Below are 22,836 nucleotides of genomic sequence, written 5' to 3'. Positions count from 1 at the left end.
CTTCAATCAGTGCTTCTTATCAACATTAATATGCCAGAAGTAAATGAAAAAGTACCTTTTTCCTCAACGAGTTCGTTACTAATACAAAGTGTTGATCCCCACTCTATTGTTTTATTAGTAAGAGGGTACTTAAAACCAAACAATGTAATCCCTTCCACTATTTCAGTAACTGGTACAAAAGATACATAAGGAAAATTTTTATTTTCTTCAATTATATGTGTACCCACTTTTTTAACTGTTATTTCATTTTTATTGTCCACAATACACATTTCTATCTCTACTTCTAATCCTTTTAAAAGCATCTGTATATTTGCCAAACCGTGATCAAGCCTTCCACCGGTAGCACCAAAAATACGAATTAGTGCCGGCTTCTGTTCTAATGCCCAGTTGATTGCAATTTCTAAATCCGTTTGATCTTTTTCTCGCGGAACAATATGTAATTCGTTCGTTTGCTGTCCCATCCATACTAATTCTTCTTCAGTAACTGAATCGTAATCTCCAAACGCAACAGCCGGTGTAATCCCTTTCTTTAATAGACGGTATACTCCCCTATCAACCGCTGCCCATACTACTTCCTCATTCTCATATCGAGCAAAATCTGCGCAATATTCCGAAGGTCCTCCTGCCAAAATATGAATAATCATTTTTTCTTCCCCTTCCATTGTAAAAAGGCAATCTGCCATTCGGTAGATTGCCTTTTTACGTATTTTTACCCTATCCTATAAATACCTTACTAGGATAAAAGTTCATCACTACCCACGAATTACGCGAATTGCTTCACCGCGGTCTTTTTGATTGTATACTGCTGACCCAGCTACAAGTACATTTGCTCCCGCTTCCACACAAAGTCTTGCTGTTTCAGCATTTACACCACCATCAACTTCAATTTCTACTTCTAGATTGCGCTCTTTCACCATGTCTGCAACTTGTTTAATTTTCGGTAATACAGAATGGATAAACTTCTGTCCACCAAATCCAGGGTTTACTGTCATAAGTAATACCATATCTATATCTTCTAATACATGCTCAATCACTGAAACTGGCGTATGTGGATTTAATACAACACCTGCTTTAATGCCATGAGATTTAATTAACTGAATTGTACGATGTAGATGCGGACACGCCTCTACGTGAACAGTAATAATATCCGCTCCCGCTTGTGCGAAAGTCGGGATATAGTTATCAGGATTTTCAATCATTAAATGTACATCTAATGGTAATGATGTAATCGGACGGATTGCTTCTACAATTAACGGTCCAATCGTAATATTTGGTACGAAATGTCCATCCATTACGTCAACGTGAATGTAATCCGCTCCGCCCTTTTCTACATCTTTAATCTCTTCCCCTAATTTTGAAAAATCTGCTGATAAAATCGATGGTGCAATTTTAATCATAACTAATACCTCGGCTTTCTCTCTCTAATTTCTTCTACGAATTGTTTATAGTTCTTATAGCGATATTCTGTAATCTTCCCTTCTTCAACCGCAGCTTTCACCGCACATTTCGGTTCAGAAAGATGTGTACACCCTCTAAATTTACAGTATTGGCTCGCTTCTTTCAACTCTGGAAAACAATATGTAAGATCTTCTACTTCTATATCAATGAAATCTAGTGAACTAAAACCCGGTGTATCTGCTACTAGCCCACTCCCAATTGCAATTAATTCTACGTGTCTTGTCGTATGCTTCCCGCGTCCTAAATGGGAGGAAATATCATTTGTTTTCAGCTCTAATTCTGGACGTAGCACATTAAGCATTGAAGATTTCCCGACACCAGATTGACCCGCAACGACAGAAACACAATTTTCTAAGTATGGTTTTAATATATCAATACTTTCTGACGTATTAATAGAAGTAAATAAAACATCATAACCCATCTCACGATAATCATTCGCATAAGCTTCAACAGTTGCTTTCATCTTTTCATCTACTAAATCCATCTTGCTAATACAAATAATTGGCTTAATGTTATGATATTCAATCAGCACTAAAAATCGATCTAACAGTCCAGGGTTAAAATCTGGTTCTACTGCAGAGAACACAAGGATCGCTTGATCGACATTAGCAATAGGAGGTCTAACAAGTTCATTTTTCCGATCAAACACTTCAAGCACATAACCTTCAGTTGGATTATCTGCCTGAAAAACAACTTGGTCTCCTACAAGTGGTGTAATTTTATTTTTTCTAAATACACCTCGCCCACGACATTGCGTAACCCCTTCTTCATGCTGCACGTAATAAAACCCACTTAAAGCTTTTATAATTTTTCCTTCTGGCATAGAATTCTCCTTTTTTTGTATAAGGTGATGCTGAATTTAAAAATGAATGGATTTAATTTTTCCAAATAAAGATTTCAAAACCTACCATATATACTTTCGCTAATATACATTAAATTTCCCATTAAATGCAAAAAAATATTTACAGCTGCATCACTTTACTAGCTTTTTGAATCATATATTTTTGCCTGCTATACCGTCCACTTTGTAGACAGCATAACAGGCAATAATAATAATAATAATAATAAGTAGACTTTCACTATTATTGAGTTGGATATGGTACTTCTTTATCAATAATCGTTATTCCATCTCGTACAATTTTATAGTGTCCCTTTGAACCTTCTTGAATTACAAATTCTAAAGAAATAGTCGCTGATTCAGTAATTGTTCTCGTTTCAACCGGTCTATCCATTTTTTGCTGCATGTCTTCTTTATAAATTTCTATTGTTTGCGGTTTTTTTTCACCTGTTACAGCAGGCTCATATAGGATAGAGATATTGTCCACTTTTACCGTTTTAGTCACTTTAGGTTTTTGACCATCAGAGATAATAATAGTTACTTTATCTCCCTCTTTTAATGGTGTACCTGGTTTTGGAAATTGCGAAATTACAAGTCCTTTTTCGACTGTATCTGAATACTCTCGTTTTATATCTGACGTTAGTTTTCTCTCATTCAAATAACCAGTTACACTATTTTCAGTCCACCCCGAAAAGTCACCTGGTCTAATTTGATAAGGACCTTTACTTACCCAGATTTTCAGTTCTTGCTCCGCTTCTATAACCATTTGATCAGGCGTCGGAATTTGCTCTACAATTTCACCTTTCGGCTTATCATTTTCAATATAATTTACTGTAACTTGTTTATATTTTTCTTCTAACTCAGCTTTTACACTCTCAAAGTTTTGCCCTGTGAAATTCGCCATCTTACTTTTCTTTTTTCCACCTGATTGATAGATAGTAATTTTAGCGTTTTCTTTTACGACTCTTCCTGCTACAGGGTCCGTTTTTATTACATCCCCAACTTCAACATCATCTGTATATACAATATTAGGCTCCGTCACCTCAAAGCCCTTTTCTACTAATGTATTTACAGCTGTCGTGTATTTCATACCAGCCACATCAGGAACTTTCACATCTTTCGGAATAAATAATCCTGGAATAACCGTAAGCGCTAATGTTATTCCTATTGCTAAAAATAAAAATGTTGAAATTAAAACTTTAAGCCACTTGTTACTCCGTTTTTTCTTCTTATCTAACTTAGCTGCTTCTGCTCTTACCGGTTCTTCCACCTTACTCCCTTTTAAAACAATTGTTTCATCACTTACATTTTCAAATAATTGTTCTTGTTGAATAATCGGAATCGCTTTCGTCGCTTCCATATCTTCTGGTATGTAAAATGGTTGCTCATTTATCCTCTCTGGATATAGCGCAGTTTCAATATCTCGCTTCATCGCATTGGCAGATTGATATCGATGGAACGGATCTTTTGCAGTTGCTTTTAATATAATATTTTCAACACTTTGCGGAATATTTTCATTCCATCTTTTTGGTGATGGGATTTCACTTTGTAAATGTTTTAAAGCTATAGCAACAGCAGATTCGCCAGAAAACGGTTGTCTTCCTGTTAACAATTCAAACATAACTATCCCCAGAGAATAGATATCTGATTGTTTATTTGCTATCCCGCCACGTGCCTGTTCTGGTGATAAATAATGGACTGAACCGAGCACTGAATTTGTATGTGTAATTGTTGTCGCACTTGTAGCTGTCGCAATTCCAAAATCTGTTACTTTTATTATTCCATCAGCTCGAATTAAAATATTGTGCGGCTTTATATCACGATGCACAATTTCAAAATGATGGGCATGTGCCATAGCGGATGTTAACTGCTCCATAATATCAAGAGCTTCTCCTATAGGTAACATCCCTCGCTCAATTATGTATTGCTTCAATGTTTGCCCTGGTACATATTCCATGACAAGATAGTATATACCATCTTCTTCTCCGACATCATACATATTCACAATATTTGGATGCGACAACGTTGTAACAGACTGCGCTTCTCGATGGAAACGTTTAATAAACTCTTCGTTATTTGAGTAGTCGAGTCTTAATATTTTTACCGCTACATCTCGGCCAAGTATATCATCATGAGCTAAATATACATTGGCCATTCCGCCACCACCAATCATTTTCAGCAGCTTATAACGGTCATTTAAGCGTTTTCCAATCAGCACGTTGCACTTCACCTACTTTCGTTTGTCGAACCCGCATAATCAATAAGAACAAGTGTGATATTATCTTCTCCACCGCGATCATTTGCCAATTGAATGAGTTGCTGCCCTTTACCTTCAAGCTGTTCATTTAACTGTAAAATTTGTCGCATATCATCAATAGAAACTTTGTTTGATAACCCATCAGAGCAAAGAAGTAATTGATCATCTTCCTCAATCACCAACGTTTTAACATCTAACCCAACTTTTTCTTCTGTTCCTAATGCTCTTAATAACACATTCTTTTTCGGATGATACTCTGCGTCTTCCTTCGAAATTTCACCATGTTTCACAAGCTCATTTACAAGTGAATGATCTTCCGTTACTAGAGTCATTTCTCCTTCTGATACCATATAGCAACGACTATCTCCTATATGCCCTATTGTCACAAAGTTTGGTGTACAAACAGCTATTATAAGCGTTGTTCCCATACCATTACATTCCGCATTTTGCTGAGCGTATTCATATATACGCTCATTAATAATCCCAACACTAGTATGTAACCATTGTTCTACTTTTTTCGGCTCATTCATATTATGTGTTTGCTTCCAATAATCATGGAATAATTGAATGGCCATCGAGCTAGCTACATCACCAGCTCGATGACCTCCCATTCCATCTGCTACTACCGCTAATACATTTCCATCTAAATTGTGAAAAACTCCTGCACTATCTTCATTATGTTGACGAACTTTTCCTTTATCCGATAGAAATACGGCTTTCATCTCGTCACCTCGTCTCTTCTTTGCGCTCCTTCGCACGCAACTGACCGCAGGCTGCATCAATATCATGACCTTGTTCACGGCGAATCGTTACATTCACTCCACGATCTTTTAACGTTTTCTCGAACAAGAAAATTTGTTCACGTGGCGTACGTACATAATCACGTTCAGGTACGTAGTTTACCGGAATCAAGTTCACATGACATTTTACACCTTTTAAGAGCGCAGCAAGCTCTTCAGCATGCTCTACTTGGTCATTTTCTCCTCCAAATAATCCATATTCAAAAGTAATACGACGCCCTGTTCTATTTACATAGTATTTAATAGCTTCCATTAAATCTGGTAATTTATAAGCACGGTTAATCGGCATTAATTTTGAACGTAATTCTGAGTTTGGAGCATGCAATGAAATCGCAAAATTAATTTGTAGATCTTCTTCAGCAAACTTATAAATTTTCGGGATAATTCCACTCGTCGAAACAGTCATATGTCTCGCACCAATATGAAGTCCTTTTTCATGGTTAATGATGCGTAAGAATCCCATTAAATTATCGTAGTTATCAAATGGTTCTCCAATTCCCATAACAACAAGAGAACTTACACGTTCTTCTGTTTCATCAAGCGCACGCTGAACTTCTACTACTTGCGCTACAATTTCTCCAGCTTCTAGGTTTCGCTTTAATCCACCAAGTGTCGAAGCACAGAACGTACACCCAATACGACAACCAACTTGCGTTGTTACACAAATGGAATTTCCATATTCGTGTCGCATTAATACCGTTTCAATAGAATATCCGTCATATAATTGGAATAAGAATTTAATTGTTCCATCCGAAGACGTTTGTTTTACTAACGTGTTTAAAGTAGTAATATCAAAGGAATTCGACAATTTATCACGCAATCCTTTAGAAAGGTTTGACATATCCTCATAATTTTTTACACGTTTTTTATATAACCAGTCAAAAATTTGTCCAGCACGGAACTTCGGTTCTCCTTGTTCCTTTAACCAATCTTGCATTTCATGAAGTTGTAAAGAGTAAATTGATGGTTTCTTCGTTTCTAAATTTTTCTTTTGTTTTCTTACAGTCGTTTCCATGATGCTACACCTTCTTCCTTAAACAAGCAATATAAAAGCCATCCGTTGCAAAATAATGCGGCAAAATTTGTACTTGACCTTCATCAATATACGGAGTTAATTTTTCTGGCATACGCTCTTTTAGCGTAGTATCCCATTCAAATTCAGGATGTTCTTGTAAAAACTTCTCTATTACTTGTTCATTTTCTATTTTCTCAATTGTACACGTACTATAAACAAGACGACCGCCTTGCTTTAATAATGGTGCTATTTTTTCTAGTATTGCAATTTGAATCGTCGATAATCTTTCACTATCGCCTTTATCTTTTCCTAACTTAATATCAGGTTTACGTCTAATTACACCAAATCCAGAACACGGTGCATCTACCAATATTTTATCAAACGTTTCATTTGCAAAGTGCTCTTGCACTTTTCTAGCATCTAGCGCTTTAGTTTCGACATTTTCTAGACCCAGTCGCTCTGCTTGCTGTTTAATTAAACGTACTTTGTGTGCATGTAAATCAAGGGACATGACCTTACCAGTTCCCTTTAATCGTTCGGCGATATGCGTTGTTTTTCCGCCTGGAGCAGCACAACTATCAAGAACTGCATCTCCCGTATTCGGTTCTAAAGCACGTGCTACAAGCATAGAACTTTCATCTTGAATAGAAAGAAATCCTTTTTTAAATGCTTCTGTATGTGCTACATTACCTCTTTCAATCTGAATTGCATCATCTGACAAGTCACCACGTTTTGCTTCTATACCTTCACTTGCCAACAACTCAATCGCTTCTTCTACCGTTACCTTATCAACATTCACACGTGCTGTTGGTACAGGTGGTAACATGTTTACTTCGCACATTTTTTCTGCAGTTTCTAAACCATATTCTGAAGTCCACTCTTGGACAAGCCAAACTGGATGACTTGTTGTAATTGCAAGACGTTCTACTGGATCCTTGATTTCATCTACAGAAGGTACACCTTCTCTCTGAATCGAACGTAATACACCGTTCACCATACCAGCAATCCCCTTATGCCCGCGACGCTTTGCAATCTCAACCGCTTCATGAATAGCCGCTCTTTCTGGCACTCGGTCTAAATAAATCATTTGATATAAAGATAAGCGAAGCAATACTCTTACCCACGCCTCAACCTTCTTTTTTAAAAAAGGCTGTAAATAATAATCTAATGTGTCACGACGTTGAATCGTTCCATATACAATTTCAGTTAATAAACCAATATCTTTTCTATCAATTGTACTCTTTTCAATTAGATTATTTAAAAGTAAGTTACTGTATGCACCACTTTTTTCTACTTGAATTAAACCATCAAGAGCTAATTCACGAACATTTTGTCTCATGCATTTTCTCCTAACTTCGTTCCAATTTCAGGTTTTGTTCCACGTAAAAATTGTGAACAACTCATACGCTTTTTACCAGAAGGTTGCAATTCGGTAATTTTAACACCTGTTTCATTACCTGTTGCTACAACAAAACCATCTTCTTCGATTGCAACAATCGTACCTGCTTCAGCTGATTTCGTTACAGGTACTTTTTCTCCCCACCATACTTTAACAACTTGTCCTGCTAAAGTTGTATAAGCAACTGGCCATGGATTCAATCCGCGAATGTGATTGTATACTTCTTCACCTGTTTTTGTCCAATCAATTTTCTCTTGCTCACGTTTTATATTGTACGCAAACGTTACTTCTTCTTCGTTTTGTTTAATCGGTTCTAACTTACCTTGAATTAATAAAGGCACTGTTTTAGATAGAAGGTGTGCTCCTGCTTCACTTAATTTATCAAATAATGAGCCTGTCGTTTCACGCTCTTCAATTTCCACTTCCACTTGCGTTAAGATATCACCAGCATCCAATTTTTCTACCATATACATAATTGTAATACCTGTTTTTTCTTTACCTTCCATAATTGCATAATGAATTGGTGCACCACCACGAAGTTCAGGAAGTAAAGAAGCGTGGACATTAATACATCCATACTTCGGTGCTTCTAAAATTTCATTTGGTACAATCTGACCAAATGCAGCTGTTACAATTAAATCTGGCTCTAACGCCAATACTTTTTCATATTCATCTTTTTCACGAATTTTTAACGGCTGTAACACAGGGATACCATGTTTTTCCGCTTCAACTTTAACAGGTGTAGGGGTTAATACTTTTTTTCTACCTACTGGACGATCAGGTTGCGTCACAACACCTACTACCTCATAGCCATCTTCAATAAGACGACGAAGCACCGGCACTGAAAAGTCCGGTGTTCCCATAAATACTACTTTTATCATTTAAAAACCGCTCCTTTTAACACCTATTCTAGTTCGTTTTCTTCATAATATCTTGTCACTTTCGATGTAAATAAAACACCGTGTAAATGATCGATTTCATGTTGAATTGCACGCGCTAAAAATCCTTCCGCTTCTAATAAGAATACTTTCCCACGGCGATTTTGCGCTCTTACTTTAATATAATCGGCACGTTCTACTTCACCATAAAGTCCCGGGAAGCTTAAACAGCCTTCGGGACCTACTTGTTCACCACGTTTTTCTAATATTGATGGATTGATTAACTCGATTTTCCCAGTATCATCATCGACATCAACAATCGCTACTTGCAAGCTTACACCTACTTGAGGCGCAGCTAAACCGACTCCGTCCGCAATTAACATTGTTTCATGCATATCTTTCAACAATTTCACTAACTTTTTATCAAAGTTAATTACTCTTTCGCATGGTGTTTCTAACACTTCATTTGGATGCTTTACTATTTCTAAAACTGCCATATTTCCCTCCGCTACATTAACATTGTTGGATTAAAATCAATTGAGATTTGTAGCTCTTTTTGCATTTCTGCTTGATAATGTTCATTTACCATTTTGAGCACGTTCTTTAAGTTTGGTTCCCGTTTGTATTTTATCATGCATTGATAACGATATCTATCTTTTATCCTTGGAATTGCTGAAGCAACTGGTCCTAGCACCATTGTTTGCTGTGAGCAATGCGTTCGTAAATACGAGGCAATTTTTTCCGTCACTTGTACCGCTTTTAATAATTCAGGATGAGATACAGTTACGAGTACAACATAGTAATATGGGGGATATTGTCTTGTTCGTCTCATTTGCATTTCTTGATCAAAAAACACATCATATTGTTGGTTCTTCGCTAACTCTATACTGTAATGTTCTGGCGTATACGTTTGAATCACAACTTCCCCTGGCAATTCATGTCTACCCGCTCGTCCGCTTACTTGAGTCAATAACTGGTATGTCTTTTCACTCGCCCGAAAATCAGGTAAGTGAAGCATCGTATCTGCAGTTAAAACCCCAACGAGCGTTACTTTCGGAAAATCTAATCCTTTAGCAATCATTTGTGTTCCGAGTAATATATCTGCTTTTTCTTCCCCGAACGCCTTTAATAATTTTTCATGCATTCCTTTTCGACTTGTCGTATCTACATCCATTCGAATGACTCGTGCCTCTGGAAATAGTTTTGTAATTTCTTCTTCTACCTTTTGTGTACCTGTACCAAAGAAACGAATGTATGTACTTTGACAAGCTGGACACTCAGTTGGCATATTCTCTTCGTAACTACAGTAATGACATTTTAAACGATGATTCATTTTATGATATGTCAATGAAATATCACAATGCGGACATTGGACAACATATCCACAATCACGGCACATTACAAATGTTGAATGACCTCTTCTATTTAAAAAGAGTACCATTTGTTCTTTCTTTTCTAATCGATCTGCTATTTTTTCATGCAGCGCCTTAGAAAACATTGATCGATTCCCGTCACGAAGTTCTTCTCGCATGTCAACAATCTCTACCGTTGGTAAAGCTTGTTCATTCATACGTTTTTCCATTGTTAATAGTTCATAAACACCCTTTTTCGCCCTTGCAAACGATTCAAGTGTTGGTGTCGCACTACCGAGAACGATAGGACATTTATGATATTGCCCTCTCCAGACAGCTACATCTCTTGCATGATACCTCGGATTATCTTCTTGTTTGTAGCTTGATTCATGCTCTTCATCAATAATAATAATCCCTAAATTCTCAAAAGGCGCAAAAACAGCTGAACGCGCACCAACTACAACTTTCACTTCTTTTCTTAAAATCTTACGCCACTCGTCATACTTTTCTCCAACAGACAACGCACTATGAAGAACTGCAACTTGCGAGCCAAACCTACCTTTAAAACGATCCACCATTTGGGGCGTTAGTGCAATTTCAGGAACAAGAACGATAGCTTCTTTTCCTTTCTCTAGCACTGCTGCTATAGATTGTAAATATACTTCTGTCTTTCCACTTCCTGTAACACCATATAGTAAAAATGGATTATAAGTTTCATTTGTAATTGATGATAAAATCGGTGTAATAACTTGTTTTTGTTCCTCCGTAAGTGGAAATGGTTTCGTTTGTTCAAAATCATCATCGTCATACGGATTTCGGTATACTTCCACATACTTTTCTGAAATGAATCCCTTTTTAACAAGTGCTTTTATTGGAGCATCTGTTATTTGTAACTCTTCTGTAATTACTTTCAACGGTGCACTTTTATAATTTTCCACAAAATAATAAAGTACATCTTGTTGTTTTTTACTTTTTAGTTCAAATGCTGCTAATTCTAATTTATCTTCTGGCAACTCCGGTTGTACGACTCTTTGCTTCTTCTTTTGTACCTTATCTTTCACTTGATAAACGACTTCAACCGTACCATTTTTAATTTCTTGTTGAATAGTCCGGTATAAATGTGGCTGTTGCTCGATTACTTCAAAATCAATTGCTTCTTTATCCTGAAATAAATATAGTATTTCAGGTGCTAGTTCTGCCTGTTTACAAAGTTGTAGACGTTTTTTATATGTTGCTTTTATCGCAGTTGGAAGCATCACTTGAAAAGCTGAAATCATGTAGCATAACGTTTCACTTGTAAGCCAATATCCAAGCTTTAATAATTCATCATTTAAAACCGGTGTTACATCTAATATTTCATGGATTGTCTTTAACTTCTTACTTTCTACATCCACCGAATCTTTAATCCCAATAATAAAACCTTGCAATTTCCTTGGCCCAAACGGAACTACTACACGCATTCCTGTCTGTACAATATCTTCCCATTTTTTAGGGATAATGTAATCAAATGGTCGATCTGTCTGACGGGCAGGTACATCAACAATTACACTTGCAAATTTCATAAACGATCATCTTCTAACATCATTTCAATTTGCTTCAATATTTCACGAGCTACCTCTTTTTTCATTAAAAGTGGCAACTCAATAACTTTTCCATCTTTTCTATACATTGTTACAATATTCGTATCCGTGCCAAATCCTGCTCCTTGTGCTTTTACATCATTCGCGACAATCATATCTGCATTCTTCTCACGTAATTTTTTCGTTGCATATTCCTCTACATTTGTCGTTTCAGCAGCAAAACCGATAAGTAACTGTTTATTCTTTTTCTGACCTAACGTTTTTAAAATATCCACCGTTCTTTCGAGTTCAATGACAGCATCACCATTTTGCTTTTTCATTTTATTATCATGAACATATTTCGGCCGATAATCTGCAACTGCTGCTGTTTTAATGACAACGTCTACGTTTTGATAATGTTGAAGAACTGCTTCTAACATATCTTGTGCAGATTCCACTTGCACTGTCGTTACATGTAACGGTGGATTTAATGCTGTCGGTCCTGAAATGAGTATAACATCAGCGCCTAAATTCGCTGCCACTTCCGCAATCGCATACCCCATTTTTCCAGAAGAAAAATTCGTCATAAAGCGAACTGGATCAACCTTTTCACGTGTCGGGCCAGCAGTTATTAATATTCTTTTTCCCTGCAATGGTTTGTGTTCTGAGAAAGCTTCCTCTAAACGTGCAATAATTGCTTCAGGTTCTTCTAGTCGTCCCTTCGCTACATATCCACATGCTAAAAAGCCTTCCCCAGGCTCAATAAATGTATATCCTAGCGTTTTCAATGTCATCATATTTTTTTGAACAATTTTATTTTCATACATATGCACATTCATAGCAGGCGCAATCCATACCGGAGCTGTAGTAGCTAACAAAGTAGTTGTAATCATATCATCTGCAATACCACTAGCTAACTTTCCAATACAATTGGCAGTAGCAGGTGCGACAAGTACAACATCCGCCCAATCTGCTAAATCAATATGAGCGATAACAGCTGAGTCTTTCTCATCAAATGTATCCGTATATACATCATGGCGAGAAAGCGCTTGGAATGTAAGAGGCGTAACAAACTTCATTGCCGACTCACTCATCATTACTTTTACAATCGCGCCAGATTGTGTCAATTTACTTGTTAACGCAGCTGCTTTAAAAACCGCAATGCCTCCTGTTACACATAGAAGTATCTTTTTCCCTTTTAGCATATGACTCGTCCTCTTTCTTTTTCAAACTTATAATACTGAAATAGAATTCTCAGCTCGTCAGTACCAATATTTCATTCCTTTCGTAAAAAAATAACAACCTACTTGTAAATAGGTTGTTACCGTTACATAGAAAATTATAAAGTCTATGTTTTATTTTGTCGAAGGCAAAGGCTTATTCAGCTACTTTATCTTCACTTGGTACGTAGCTTAATGCTTCTGCATCGATTTCTTCTAATGCTTTACCTACACATTTATGAGAAACAGGTTTTTCTACAACACAGTTATTAGCAAGTTGCATTTCACGTGCGCGTTTTGCAGCTACTGTTACTAATGTGTACTTAGAATCGATTTTTTGTAGTAATGAGTCAATTGATGGATTTAACATAATTATAGACCCTCCGTCATTTCTTTATAATATTTTGCTACCCTTTCGCGGCGGCAATGTTCGCCAACCACAATGGCTTTAATTCTATCACAAGCTAATTCAACTTGATCGTTTTCTACTACATAGTCGTAAGCGTCCATCATCTCGATTTCTTCTTTCGCTACAGTTAAACGATTTTCAATAACATCTTCAGTCTCTGTACCACGTCCGACAATACGGCTCTTTAGTTCAGATAAACTTGGAGGTGCTAAGAAAATAAATACACCTTCTGGGAAAGCTTTCTTAACTTGAATTGCTCCTTGCACTTCAATTTCTAAGAATACATCTTTTCCTTCTTGTAATGTTTTTTCAACATAGTCAATCGGTGTTCCGTAATAATTACCTACGAACTCAGCCCACTCAAGTAATTTTTCATTACGAATCATTTCCTCGAATTCTTCTCTTTCTTTAAAGAAATAATCCACACCATCTACTTCACCTTCACGCGGCTTACGTGTCGTTACTGAAATAGAGTACTGAAAACGTGTATCCTCATGGCTAAACAGCTCTTTACGAACCGTCCCTTTTCCAACCCCAGAAGGCCCTGAAAGAACGATGAGCAATCCTCTTCTACTTCTCATAAATATGTAAAACCTACCCTTCCTCACTTAAATCTTCTTTATTATTCAAACGATGTGCAATCGTCTCTGGTTGAATTGGACTTAATACAACATGCCCATCATCCATAACAATAACCGCCCTTGTTTTTCTCCCATACGTAGCATCAAGCAAAGCATTATGTTCGCGTGCTTCCTGTACTGTTCGTTTAATAGGAGCTGACTCCGGACTTACAATAGCAATAATTCGATGAGCAGATACAATATTTCCGTATCCAATATTTAAAAACCGCATGGCCATAGTTTGCGCCTCCTAGTAAGTCTATCCGATTTCTCCACCACGTATAACTTTACATATTTTTTGAAAGCTACTCAATATTTTGTACTTGTTCACGAATTTTTTCAAGGTTATTTTTCATTTCTACAACATATTTTGAAATTGTTAAGTCATTTGCCTTAGAACCAATCGTATTAATTTCTCTATGCATCTCTTGCACGATGAAATCCATTTTCCTTCCAACAGGCTCTTCAATCTGCAGTGTTTCACGAAATTGCTCTAAATGACTTTGCAAACGAACTAACTCTTCATGAACATCACAACGCTCTGCAAAGATTGCGACTTCTGTTAGCAATCTTTGTTCATCTAGATCTTGATTATGTAATTCTTTTAAGCGATTTTCTAATCGTTCACGATATTTTTGTGTAACAATTGGTGCATGTGGAATAATTGCATTTACACAATTTCTAATCTCTTGTAAACGATACGCTATATCTTTATGTAATCGTTCTCCTTCGCCATCTCTCATCGTTTTCAACATATGAGCAGCTTGACGAACAGCCTCATATAAACTGTTCTCAAAATGTTCATTTACATTTTCTATTTCTTCAATTGCTGTTACTTCTGGCATTGCCATTAATTGCTGAAGTGTAATAGAATCTTGTAATTGAAATTTCCCTTTTATATCTTCCATCATCGATTGGTACTGCTCAAGAAGTGACCAATTCACACTTAATTTTCTTTCAACAAGTCCTTCACCCGCTATACTAATAGACACTTCAATGCGTCCACGTCGAACTTGCTGTGCAATTATTTTACGAATTTTGTCCTCAAATACCATCATTTGCTTAGGAAGTCGAATACTCATCTCTAAAAAACGGTGGTTCACCGATTTCATTTCTACTGTAATTTGAAAAGTATCACTTTCTACTTTCGATCTTCCAAACCCTGTCATACTAGAAATCATTTTTATCACATCCAAGCCATAAAATAACTCAATGAAAAAGGTAATAGAGACAAGGCTCTACTACCTTCTGTAAATTATATCACATTTTCATAACATTGACTATTTCAAGTTTAATCCCTTCTTATATAACATCGACTTTTTCTTCTTAGCCTTTTTCCCTGTTAATAAAGAGCCTACTAGTAAGAAAGTCGGAATTGATGACAAACCTCCAATTAATAACCAATCTCTTGCTTGTATCGGCATTGTGCTAAAGATCGGTTGTAACGGTGGATAATATATAACCACTAGCATGAGTAGTAACGAAATAATAACCGCCCCTACTAAATACACGTTCCCAAATGGATTACGGTGAAAGACAGAATGCTCACTGCGACAATCAAATACATGAATAAGCTGAGCAAGTACCAACGTCGCAAACGCTACAGTTTGTGCATATTTCAGTTCATTTGGATGTTGGTTATACGCAATAATGAACGCTACTAACGTCACTGCCCCAATTAAAAAACCTCGACTTATTATTTTCCACGCAAGCCCTCTAGCAAATACCCCTTCTTTCGGGTGGCGCGGTGTTCTCTTCATCACATCTCCTTCAGCCTTATCCAAACCTAATGCCATCGCTGGTAAACCATCAGTAACTAAGTTCACCCATAAAATTTGAATAGGAACCATCGGCAGTGGTAATGCAAGTAACATCGCAAATAACATAACTAAAATTTCTCCAACATTTGACGCCAATAAGTAGCGAATGAACTTACGTATGTTCTCATATATATTTCTTCCTTCTTTAATTGCTGATTTAATTGTAGCAAAATTATCGTCTAGTAAAACAAGTGAAGAGGCTTCTTTCGCAACATCTGTCCCTGTAATTCCCATCGCTATCCCAATATCCGCTGTTTTTATCGCTGGAGCATCGTTCACTCCATCACCTGTCATCGCTACTATATGTCCTTGATTTTGCAGTGCCTTAACAATTTTTAATTTATGTTCAGGTGATACACGAGCGAATACATACGTATCTTCTACAACATTTTCTAATTCCTCCACATCCATATTCGCGAGTTCTACGCCTTCAACAACGCGTCCATCTGGTGGTAAAACTCCTAATTGTTCAGCAATCGCCATTGCTGTCACTTTATGATCACCTGTAATCATTACTGTTCGAATACCAGCTTCTTTACACTCTTTTACCGCCTGCGCCACTTCTGGCCTTGGCGGGTCAATCATACCTTGTATCCCAACCAACATAAAATCTTTTTCAACGTCTCTTTCATGTTCAATAGAATCCGTGACTTTTAAAGGCTTAAACGCAACTGCAATTGTTCGAAGCGCTTGACTACCTAAGCTATGAATAGCCGCCTGTACTTCTTTTCTATATAGCTCACTTAACGGCTGCTGCTTATCCCCCCATAAGATTGTTTGACTCATTTGCAAAAGAACATCAGGTGCTCCTTTCGTAACAATAAACTTTTTCCCCTCTCGATCTCGTACAATAACACTCATCATTTTTCGAGTTGAATCAAAGGGAAATTCACGAATAATTTCAAATTTCCCTTTCAACGCCTCACGTGTTATCCCAGCTTTCATTGCTGCAGCTACAAGCGCTCCCTCTGTTGGATCTCCATCTAATACGTACGCCTTTTTCTTTTGAATAATATTTGCATTGTTACATAGTGAACCAAATGTAAGTAGCTGATAAAGTGATTTTGTCTTAGCTGGATTCACTTCTTTTTCACCTTTCATAAAAGAGCCATTAGGTTCATATCCTTGCCCTGTCACTTTCCACAATTCTCCGCCTGACCACATATGTGTTACCATCATTTTGTTTTGCGTCATTGTTCCCGTTTTATCAGAGCATATAACAGAAGCGCAGCCTAACGTTTCTACGGCCGGTAACTTCCTTACAATTGCTCTCTTTTTTATCATACGCTGTACACCAAGTGATAAAGCTACTGTAACAATTGCTGGCAATCCTTCTGGAATAGCCGCAACAGCTAGCGATACGCCAGCTAAAAACATATGATATACTTCATTCCCTTGATACACACCAGCCAATACAACGAGCGCTGTCAAAATAAGAGCTACAATAATTAATATTTTTCCGAGCTGTTCTAACCTTCTTTGCAGTGGCGTTTCCATTTGCTCTGCATTTTGCAACATATTTGCAATTTGCCCCATCGCTGTATTCATACCAGTTGCTACAACAACTCCTGTACCAGATCCTCGCGTAATCATTGTCCCCATAAAAGCCATATTTTTTTGATCCCCAATTGCAACATCTTGCCCTTGCAATGCTTCTACCTTCTTTTGTACAGGTACGGACTCCCCTGTCAAAGCAGACTCTTCAATATATAAACTTGATGCCTCAACAAGACGCACATCAGCCCCAATACGATCACCACTGGAAAACTTAATAATATCCCCTAAAACAAGTGCTTTAGATGGTGCTTTTACCCACTTTCCATTCCGCATTACAGTAACTTGCGGAGCGGCTAGTTCCTTTAAAGCTTCCAATGATTTTTCAGCTTTTCTTTCTTGAAAAAAGCCGAGAATACCATTGATAATAACAATGGCAACAATAGCAATAGAATCAATGTATTCACCTAAAAACGCAGAAACAATTGTTGCTCCAAACAAAACGAGTACCATGAAATCTTTAAACTGTGCTAAAAATACCATTAGTGCAGAAGGCCTTTTTGCTTCTTCTAATTCATTAGTACCAAATTTCTTTACTCGCCCTTCTGCTTCTTTCTCTGTAAGTCCAACCTTTACATTCGTATTCGTCCTTTCTTCCACTTCATGTGCTCGCATTCCATACCAGTTCATCCTGCTATCGACCTCCTGATTCCAGACATACTCTATTGAAAGCTTATTCAGCCTCGTCCAAAAAAATGCTATAATTAACATTTAGTTAGAAAGGAGTGTTCATTTATGGCATTCGATGGATTATTTACAAGAGCGATTACACATGAAATTAAAAATTCTCTTTACACAGGAAGAATTTCCAAAATATATCAACCTTCAAAATACGAGATTTTATTACATATTCGAGCGAATGGAAAGAACCAAAAACTAATTCTTTCATCTCATCCTACATATGCGCGTATGCACTTAACGAATCAAAACTACGATTCGCCAGCAATACCGCCGATGTTCTGTATGCTTCTTCGCAAACATTTAGAAGGTGGATTTATTGAAAAAATTGAACAAATCGACTTAGAACGCATTATTCAAATTACAGTTCGCAGTCGTAATGAAATCGGAGACGAATCATTAAAAACATTAGTAATTGAAATAATGGGACGACATAGTAACATTATCTTATTAGATACGAAAACAAACGTGATTTTAGATAGCTTAAAACACGTTTCATTAGCCGTAAACCGTCACCGAACTGTATATGCTGGCGCTGAGTACGTCGCGCCACCAGCCCAACATAAAATCAATCCTCTGCAAATTGAAACCGCAGATGATTTTATTAGACCGCTAGACTTTCTATCTGGAAATATGGATAAACAACTCGTGGGGGCCTTCATGGGAATATCCCCATTATTTGCAAAAGAAGTAGTAAAGAAAGCCGGTATGGTAAACGAGAAAGCATTATCAGAAGCATTTTTCTCTATACAAACACCATTACTATCTCATGCATATACACCAACAATGATTACTGCAAATGGAAAAGAATTCTTTTATCTTTTCCCTCTTACACACTTGCAAGGAGAAGAAAAAACATTCTCATCAGTGAGCGAACTGTTAGATCGTTTCTTCTTTGGCAAGGCAGAACGTGATCGTGTAAAACAACAAGCTCATGATTTAGAGCGCTTTATGCAAAACGAAAAAAATAAAAATGAGAAAAAACTCATTAAACTCGAAAAAACACTGCAAGATGCTGGAAAAGCAGATAAATATCAACTATTTGGAGAGCTACTTACAGCTAATATGTACGCTTTAAAAAAGGGCGATAAAGATATTGAGGTCGTTAATTATTACGATGAGAATGGTGGAACTGTAAAAATCACATTAGATCCTTTAAAAACACCATCTGAAAATGCACAACGCTATTTCCAAAAGTATCAAAAAGCAAAAAATTCAGTTGTTGTTGTAGAAGAACAAATCGAAAAAACAAATGAAGAAATTCTTTATTTTGATAGCTTACTTCAACAAATGGAAGCTGCTTCTTCAAAAGATATTGAAGAAATTCGTGAGGAATTAGCTGAAGAAGGTTATGTGCGCAATCGTAAAACAAAAAACGCAAAGAAAAAGCCTACTAAACCAGTATTAGATAAATATGTAGCAAGTGATGGCACAGAGATTTTCGTTGGTAAAAACAATAAACAAAATGATTATTTAACAACGAAGTTTGCCCGCCGTGATGAAATTTGGTTACATACGAAAGACATACCTGGTTCTCACGTTGTCATTCGTTCTTTAGAGCCTGCTGAAGAAACTTTACTAGAAGCTGCCAAGATTGCTGCCTATTACAGTAAAGCAAAAGAGTCTAGCTCTGTACCTGTTGATTTCACCAAAATACGCCATGTTAAAAAACCGAGTGGTGCAAAAATTGGTTTTGTTACGTATGACAATCAGCAAACCGTATATGTAACACCAGATGCTGATATTGTAATGAAATTAAAAGCGTAAATAAAAAAATGCGTTGCTTGTATGCAGCGCATTTTTTATATTCGTTCACACTAATTCATATACCCATTTACTAATTCATAACATCTTGCTTTTGTCATCTTATATTTCTCTTCTGAGGCTTCTATACGCCTCATCGTTCCATTATTTGTATCAGTACCAATTGCTTTAACTTTACTTTCTTTTTCTTTAACCCACGCAATTTGTTTCGTTTTTAACGACTGGAACGCATCAGCTGACATCGTACTTTTTAATGTACTGTAAATTTCATTTAGTTTATTATCCCACAGTTCATAATTTCCTTCTATTTCATTTACTATATCATTGGTTGACATAGCATTCGTATGTTTTTCTTGTTTATCTATAGCAGCTAATTCGCTTAAAACATTTGCTCTATCTATCTTTGAAGAAGATTCTTTTTGCGATTGTTTCTCGTCTTTTGAGCCTGTATACGCACTGGAATCCTTTCTCTGTACTTGTTCTGTTTCTTGAATATTTCTTTCTTTCGTTAACTTTTCATACTTATTTTCATCTACATTGTATGAAATAAGAGATGTTTTCGCATTTACAGTAATTAATCCGTTACTATCTTTGAATATATATTTCTTATCGCCACTATTTTCTTCACTTACAAATGACACATTCTTATCGTCTGGCGTTTGTAAAATTCTATTTGCTTCTTCTTTTGTAAGTTTTAAATCTTCAGGAAAAACGAATGACCATTTATCCATTAACCATTCCCCTTCTTTATACACCAAATGAAATTCCCATTCTTGGGCCGCATGACCTATTTCATCTTCTAAACTTAATGTATGTACCGTTAAATTTTCTTTATCTTGTGAAGAAGAAAATCTTATTTCAGTTTGAAAATAATTTGGGAATGGTAACATATCAGTCTCTCTCGATCTATTAAAGTTATTAAGCAATTCAAGAAGCTGATTCTCTACAAATTTTTTTGAAACTAATCCCTTAACTCCTTTTTTAACTGTCTCTAAATCCCCAGGATTATTTCGGCTCCATCCATTTTCTTTTTCCATCTCACTAAACGCGTTTACTATTCCATCTACACTCTTTCTTACAATCTTTTTTGCTTCTTTTTCTGTCACTTCTGGCGCTTCATCAAGCTGTTCAATCATTTTATTCACTTGAACTTTGTTTTCACTTGTTTCACACCCCGTTATAACAAGCATACTAGCGGCCAAACAAAATGACATTACTTTACTTAATTTCTTCATACATTCACATTCCTTAACCCAATTTTTTCGTTACATCTCTTTACCTACAAAAAAACGTAACAATCCCTTATTATACCAATTTTTTAATTTATTTATACAAAAAATATAATATTTAAATTAAAAAGATTTTGTTTGCAAGTTTACATTATTGTTCATTCACATAAAAACTTACTGTAAAAATTATATATATATTTTACATCCGTCTAGTTTTTTTGACACACAGCTACCCTCTTCTCTTTTATTCTAAATAAATATATTGGCACAATTCTTGCTTTATTAATGTAAAAAGGAGGAATTAAAATGAATATAAGAATAACTAACATCCAAAAACAACTACATAATTACGGAATCGACGGGTTACTTATTACAAAGAAAGAAAACCGTCAATATGCAACAGGCTTTACAGGTAGCGCTGGCGGCGTCTTAATCTCTGCCGATCAAGCTGTTTTTATCACTGATTTCCGCTATGTAGATCAAGCGAAATCACAAATAAAAGATGCTGAAATTATTATGCATAAAGGAAATTTAGAAAAAGAAATTGCACATCAAGTATCGAAATTAAACATTCAAAAACTTGGAATTGAAGAAAACAACATGATATTGCAACAATATAAAAACTTGCAAAAATACGTACAGGCGGAAATGATTCAAGTGTGCGAAATTATCGAAAATATTCGTATCATTAAAGACACGCCTGAAATAGAAACAATGAAAATTGCAGCTAATATCGCGGACGAAGCATTTCACCACATTCTTACGTTTCTAAAACCAGGAATAAGTGAAAATGCTGTACGAGATGAATTAGAATTTTTCATGCGAAAAAAAGGGGCTACATCTTCTTCATTCCAAATCATTGTAGCCTCAGGCGTTCGTTCTTCACTTCCCCATGGAGTTGCATCAAATAAAATAATCGAACGAGGGGATATCGTTACATTAGACTTCGGTGCACTTTACGACGGATATTGTTCCGATATAACACGTACTGTAGCAATAGGGGAACCATCGGAAGAATTCAAAAAAATATACAATGTTGTACGAGAAGCGTTAAAACGTGGGACTGAAGCGATTAAGCCTGGAGAAACTGCGAAAAGTATCGATGATGTAACAAGAAAATACATTACAGATTGTGGATATGGTCAATATTTTGGACACTCTACTGGTCATGGTCTTGGGTTAGAAATACATGAACCTCTTCGCTTATCTCAAGAAAGTACGGCTACTTTAGAAGAAGGTATGGTTGTTACCGTTGAACCTGGTATTTACATTCCGAACTGGGGCGGTTGTAGAATTGAAGACGATATCGTCATTACAAAAGAAGGCTATGAAGTTATTACAAAATCAAATAGAGAACTAATTGTTATTCCTTGTTGAAATCACGACCTTTTTTAAAGGAGTTTTTCGTTGCACATAGAATTCTTTCTCTGGAGTCATCGTTTAAGAGGGGGAATTTAAATTGAATTTTGTAATTGATAAGATAGATGGGTTACAGTCTGAATTTTCAAATCTTGTTTCCATGATGAATTACGCTCGCTATACAACAATGCAAGCGGTGGAAGGTTTAACAATTGAGGAACTTGATTATTTATATGATAAGGACACAAATTCAATTGGCATGTTATTGTACCATATGGCCGCTATTGAATTTTACTACCAGATTCATACTTTTGAAGACCGTGAACCAACGGAGGCTGAATTAGAACGCTGGTTACCTGGCATTGAATTAGGCGATCTTGGACGTGAGAAAATAAAAGGAAACGCTATAGAATTTTACATCAATACATTACAAGAAGTACGTTCCAAAACAATCGAGACTTTTCAATCGTTACCTGATGAATGGTTATTTAAAACGACAGACTTTTGGTATGACAAACCAGCAAATAACTATTTTAAGTGGTTTCACGTTTTTGAAGATGAAATCAATCATCGTGGACAAATTCGTTTAATTAAAAAGATGCAAAAAGCTCATGCAGTAAAATGAGG

The 22,836-nt window shown here is 36.3% G+C and carries 20 protein-coding genes; 3 read left to right on the top strand and 17 right to left on the bottom strand.

The genetic code is table 11. The features are described from left to right. Positions 1 to 2 precede the first annotated feature (2 nt). From AC0OM3_RS04705 to AC0OM3_RS04630, 16 genes are all read right to left on the bottom strand, one after another. Positions 3 to 683 (bottom strand): thiamine diphosphokinase, encoded by a 681-nt coding sequence (locus AC0OM3_RS04705; RefSeq protein WP_000752664.1) that lies wholly within the window; start codon positions 681 to 683, stop codon positions 3 to 5. A gap of 69 nt (positions 684 to 752) precedes the next feature. Further along, positions 753 to 1,397 carry a ribulose-phosphate 3-epimerase gene (rpe, locus tag AC0OM3_RS04700; protein WP_000589974.1) on the bottom strand — a complete coding sequence of 215 codons (645 nt, stop codon included), beginning with the start codon at positions 1,395 to 1,397 and terminating at the stop codon, positions 753 to 755. A 2-nt stretch (positions 1,398 to 1,399) separates the two neighbouring features. Further along, positions 1,400 to 2,281: a ribosome small subunit-dependent GTPase A gene (gene rsgA, locus AC0OM3_RS04695; protein WP_001113932.1), complete on the bottom strand. Its 882-nt coding sequence runs from the start codon at positions 2,279 to 2,281 to the stop codon at positions 1,400 to 1,402. Positions 2,282 to 2,540: 259 nt separating this feature from the next. Continuing rightward, positions 2,541 to 4,514: a Stk1 family PASTA domain-containing Ser/Thr kinase gene (gene pknB / locus AC0OM3_RS04690; protein WP_000904754.1), complete on the bottom strand. Its 1,974-nt coding sequence runs from the start codon at positions 4,512 to 4,514 to the stop codon at positions 2,541 to 2,543. Between the two features lie 8 nt (positions 4,515 to 4,522). After that, positions 4,523 to 5,275 carry a Stp1/IreP family PP2C-type Ser/Thr phosphatase gene (locus AC0OM3_RS04685; RefSeq protein WP_474211126.1) on the bottom strand — a complete coding sequence of 251 codons (753 nt, stop codon included), beginning with the start codon at positions 5,273 to 5,275 and terminating at the stop codon, positions 4,523 to 4,525. A gap of 4 nt (positions 5,276 to 5,279) precedes the next feature. Continuing rightward, complete coding sequence (gene rlmN, locus AC0OM3_RS04680) at positions 5,280 to 6,368, bottom strand: dual-specificity RNA methyltransferase RlmN (protein WP_000450541.1); 1,089 nt, start codon at positions 6,366 to 6,368, stop codon at positions 5,280 to 5,282. 4 nt (positions 6,369 to 6,372) lie between these two features. Beyond that, positions 6,373 to 7,707, bottom strand: a complete 1,335-nt coding sequence (gene rsmB / locus AC0OM3_RS04675; RefSeq protein WP_001249684.1) for a 16S rRNA (cytosine(967)-C(5))-methyltransferase RsmB — start codon at positions 7,705 to 7,707, stop codon at positions 6,373 to 6,375. Beyond that, positions 7,704 to 8,648 carry a methionyl-tRNA formyltransferase gene (gene fmt, locus AC0OM3_RS04670; RefSeq protein WP_000598806.1) on the bottom strand — a complete coding sequence of 315 codons (945 nt, stop codon included), beginning with the start codon at positions 8,646 to 8,648 and terminating at the stop codon, positions 7,704 to 7,706. Before fmt ends, rsmB begins: the two co-directional genes overlap by 4 nt. A 23-nt stretch (positions 8,649 to 8,671) precedes the next feature. Next, entirely contained in the window at positions 8,672 to 9,142 is a 471-nt protein-coding gene (gene def, locus AC0OM3_RS04665; protein WP_000279463.1) for a peptide deformylase, read from the bottom strand. A gap of 11 nt (positions 9,143 to 9,153) precedes the next feature. Then, positions 9,154 to 11,559 (bottom strand): primosomal protein N', encoded by a 2,406-nt coding sequence (gene priA / locus AC0OM3_RS04660; protein WP_000666710.1) that lies wholly within the window; start codon positions 11,557 to 11,559, stop codon positions 9,154 to 9,156. Next, positions 11,556 to 12,761, bottom strand: coding sequence for a bifunctional phosphopantothenoylcysteine decarboxylase/phosphopantothenate--cysteine ligase CoaBC (gene coaBC / locus AC0OM3_RS04655; RefSeq protein ID WP_000911760.1), 1,206 nt, complete (start codon positions 12,759 to 12,761; stop codon positions 11,556 to 11,558). The genes priA and coaBC overlap by 4 nt, the downstream gene beginning before the upstream one ends. A gap of 172 nt (positions 12,762 to 12,933) precedes the next feature. Next, positions 12,934 to 13,146, bottom strand: a complete 213-nt coding sequence (gene rpoZ, locus AC0OM3_RS04650; RefSeq protein ID WP_000933960.1) for a DNA-directed RNA polymerase subunit omega — start codon at positions 13,144 to 13,146, stop codon at positions 12,934 to 12,936. A 2-nt stretch (positions 13,147 to 13,148) separates the two neighbouring features. Beyond that, a complete protein-coding gene (gene gmk / locus AC0OM3_RS04645; protein WP_001257741.1) occupies positions 13,149 to 13,766 on the bottom strand; it encodes a guanylate kinase in 618 nt (205 codons plus the stop codon). Positions 13,767 to 13,779: 13 nt separating this feature from the next. Next, complete coding sequence (gene remA / locus AC0OM3_RS04640; protein ID WP_001251456.1) at positions 13,780 to 14,043, bottom strand: extracellular matrix/biofilm regulator RemA; 264 nt, start codon at positions 14,041 to 14,043, stop codon at positions 13,780 to 13,782. Positions 14,044 to 14,110: 67 nt separating this feature from the next. Further along, entirely contained in the window at positions 14,111 to 14,986 is an 876-nt protein-coding gene (locus AC0OM3_RS04635) for a YicC/YloC family endoribonuclease (RefSeq protein WP_474211125.1), read from the bottom strand. Between the two features lie 99 nt (positions 14,987 to 15,085). Then, positions 15,086 to 17,809 (bottom strand): calcium-translocating P-type ATPase, SERCA-type, encoded by a 2,724-nt coding sequence (locus AC0OM3_RS04630; RefSeq protein ID WP_001104779.1) that lies wholly within the window; start codon positions 17,807 to 17,809, stop codon positions 15,086 to 15,088. Positions 17,810 to 17,914: 105 nt separating this feature from the next. On the opposite strand from AC0OM3_RS04630, the gene AC0OM3_RS04625 reads away from it, so the two are divergent. Next, positions 17,915 to 19,624 carry an Rqc2 family fibronectin-binding protein gene (locus AC0OM3_RS04625; protein ID WP_474211124.1) on the top strand — a complete coding sequence of 570 codons (1,710 nt, stop codon included), beginning with the start codon at positions 17,915 to 17,917 and terminating at the stop codon, positions 19,622 to 19,624. Positions 19,625 to 19,674: 50 nt separating this feature from the next. Here the strand turns inward: AC0OM3_RS04625 and AC0OM3_RS04620 are convergent, their stop codons facing one another. Then, on the bottom strand, positions 19,675 to 20,856 hold the full coding sequence (locus tag AC0OM3_RS04620) for a lysozyme inhibitor LprI family protein (protein ID WP_474211123.1): 1,182 nt from the start codon (positions 20,854 to 20,856) through the stop codon (positions 19,675 to 19,677). A gap of 300 nt (positions 20,857 to 21,156) precedes the next feature. Here AC0OM3_RS04620 and AC0OM3_RS04615 point away from each other — a divergent pair, with 300 nt between their 5' ends. Together AC0OM3_RS04615 and AC0OM3_RS04610 are read left to right on the top strand one after the other, a co-directional pair. Continuing rightward, complete coding sequence (locus tag AC0OM3_RS04615) at positions 21,157 to 22,227, top strand: M24 family metallopeptidase (protein ID WP_001026207.1); 1,071 nt, start codon at positions 21,157 to 21,159, stop codon at positions 22,225 to 22,227. Positions 22,228 to 22,309: 82 nt separating this feature from the next. Further along, positions 22,310 to 22,834: a DinB family protein gene (locus tag AC0OM3_RS04610; protein ID WP_001012046.1), complete on the top strand. Its 525-nt coding sequence runs from the start codon at positions 22,310 to 22,312 to the stop codon at positions 22,832 to 22,834. The last annotated feature ends 2 nt before the right edge of the window (positions 22,835 to 22,836 follow it).

The organism is Bacillus sp. FAU20 (genome assembly GCF_056033865.1).
Note: the sequence above shows the minus strand (reverse complement) of the source record. Positions and strands in the feature narration are given on the sequence as shown.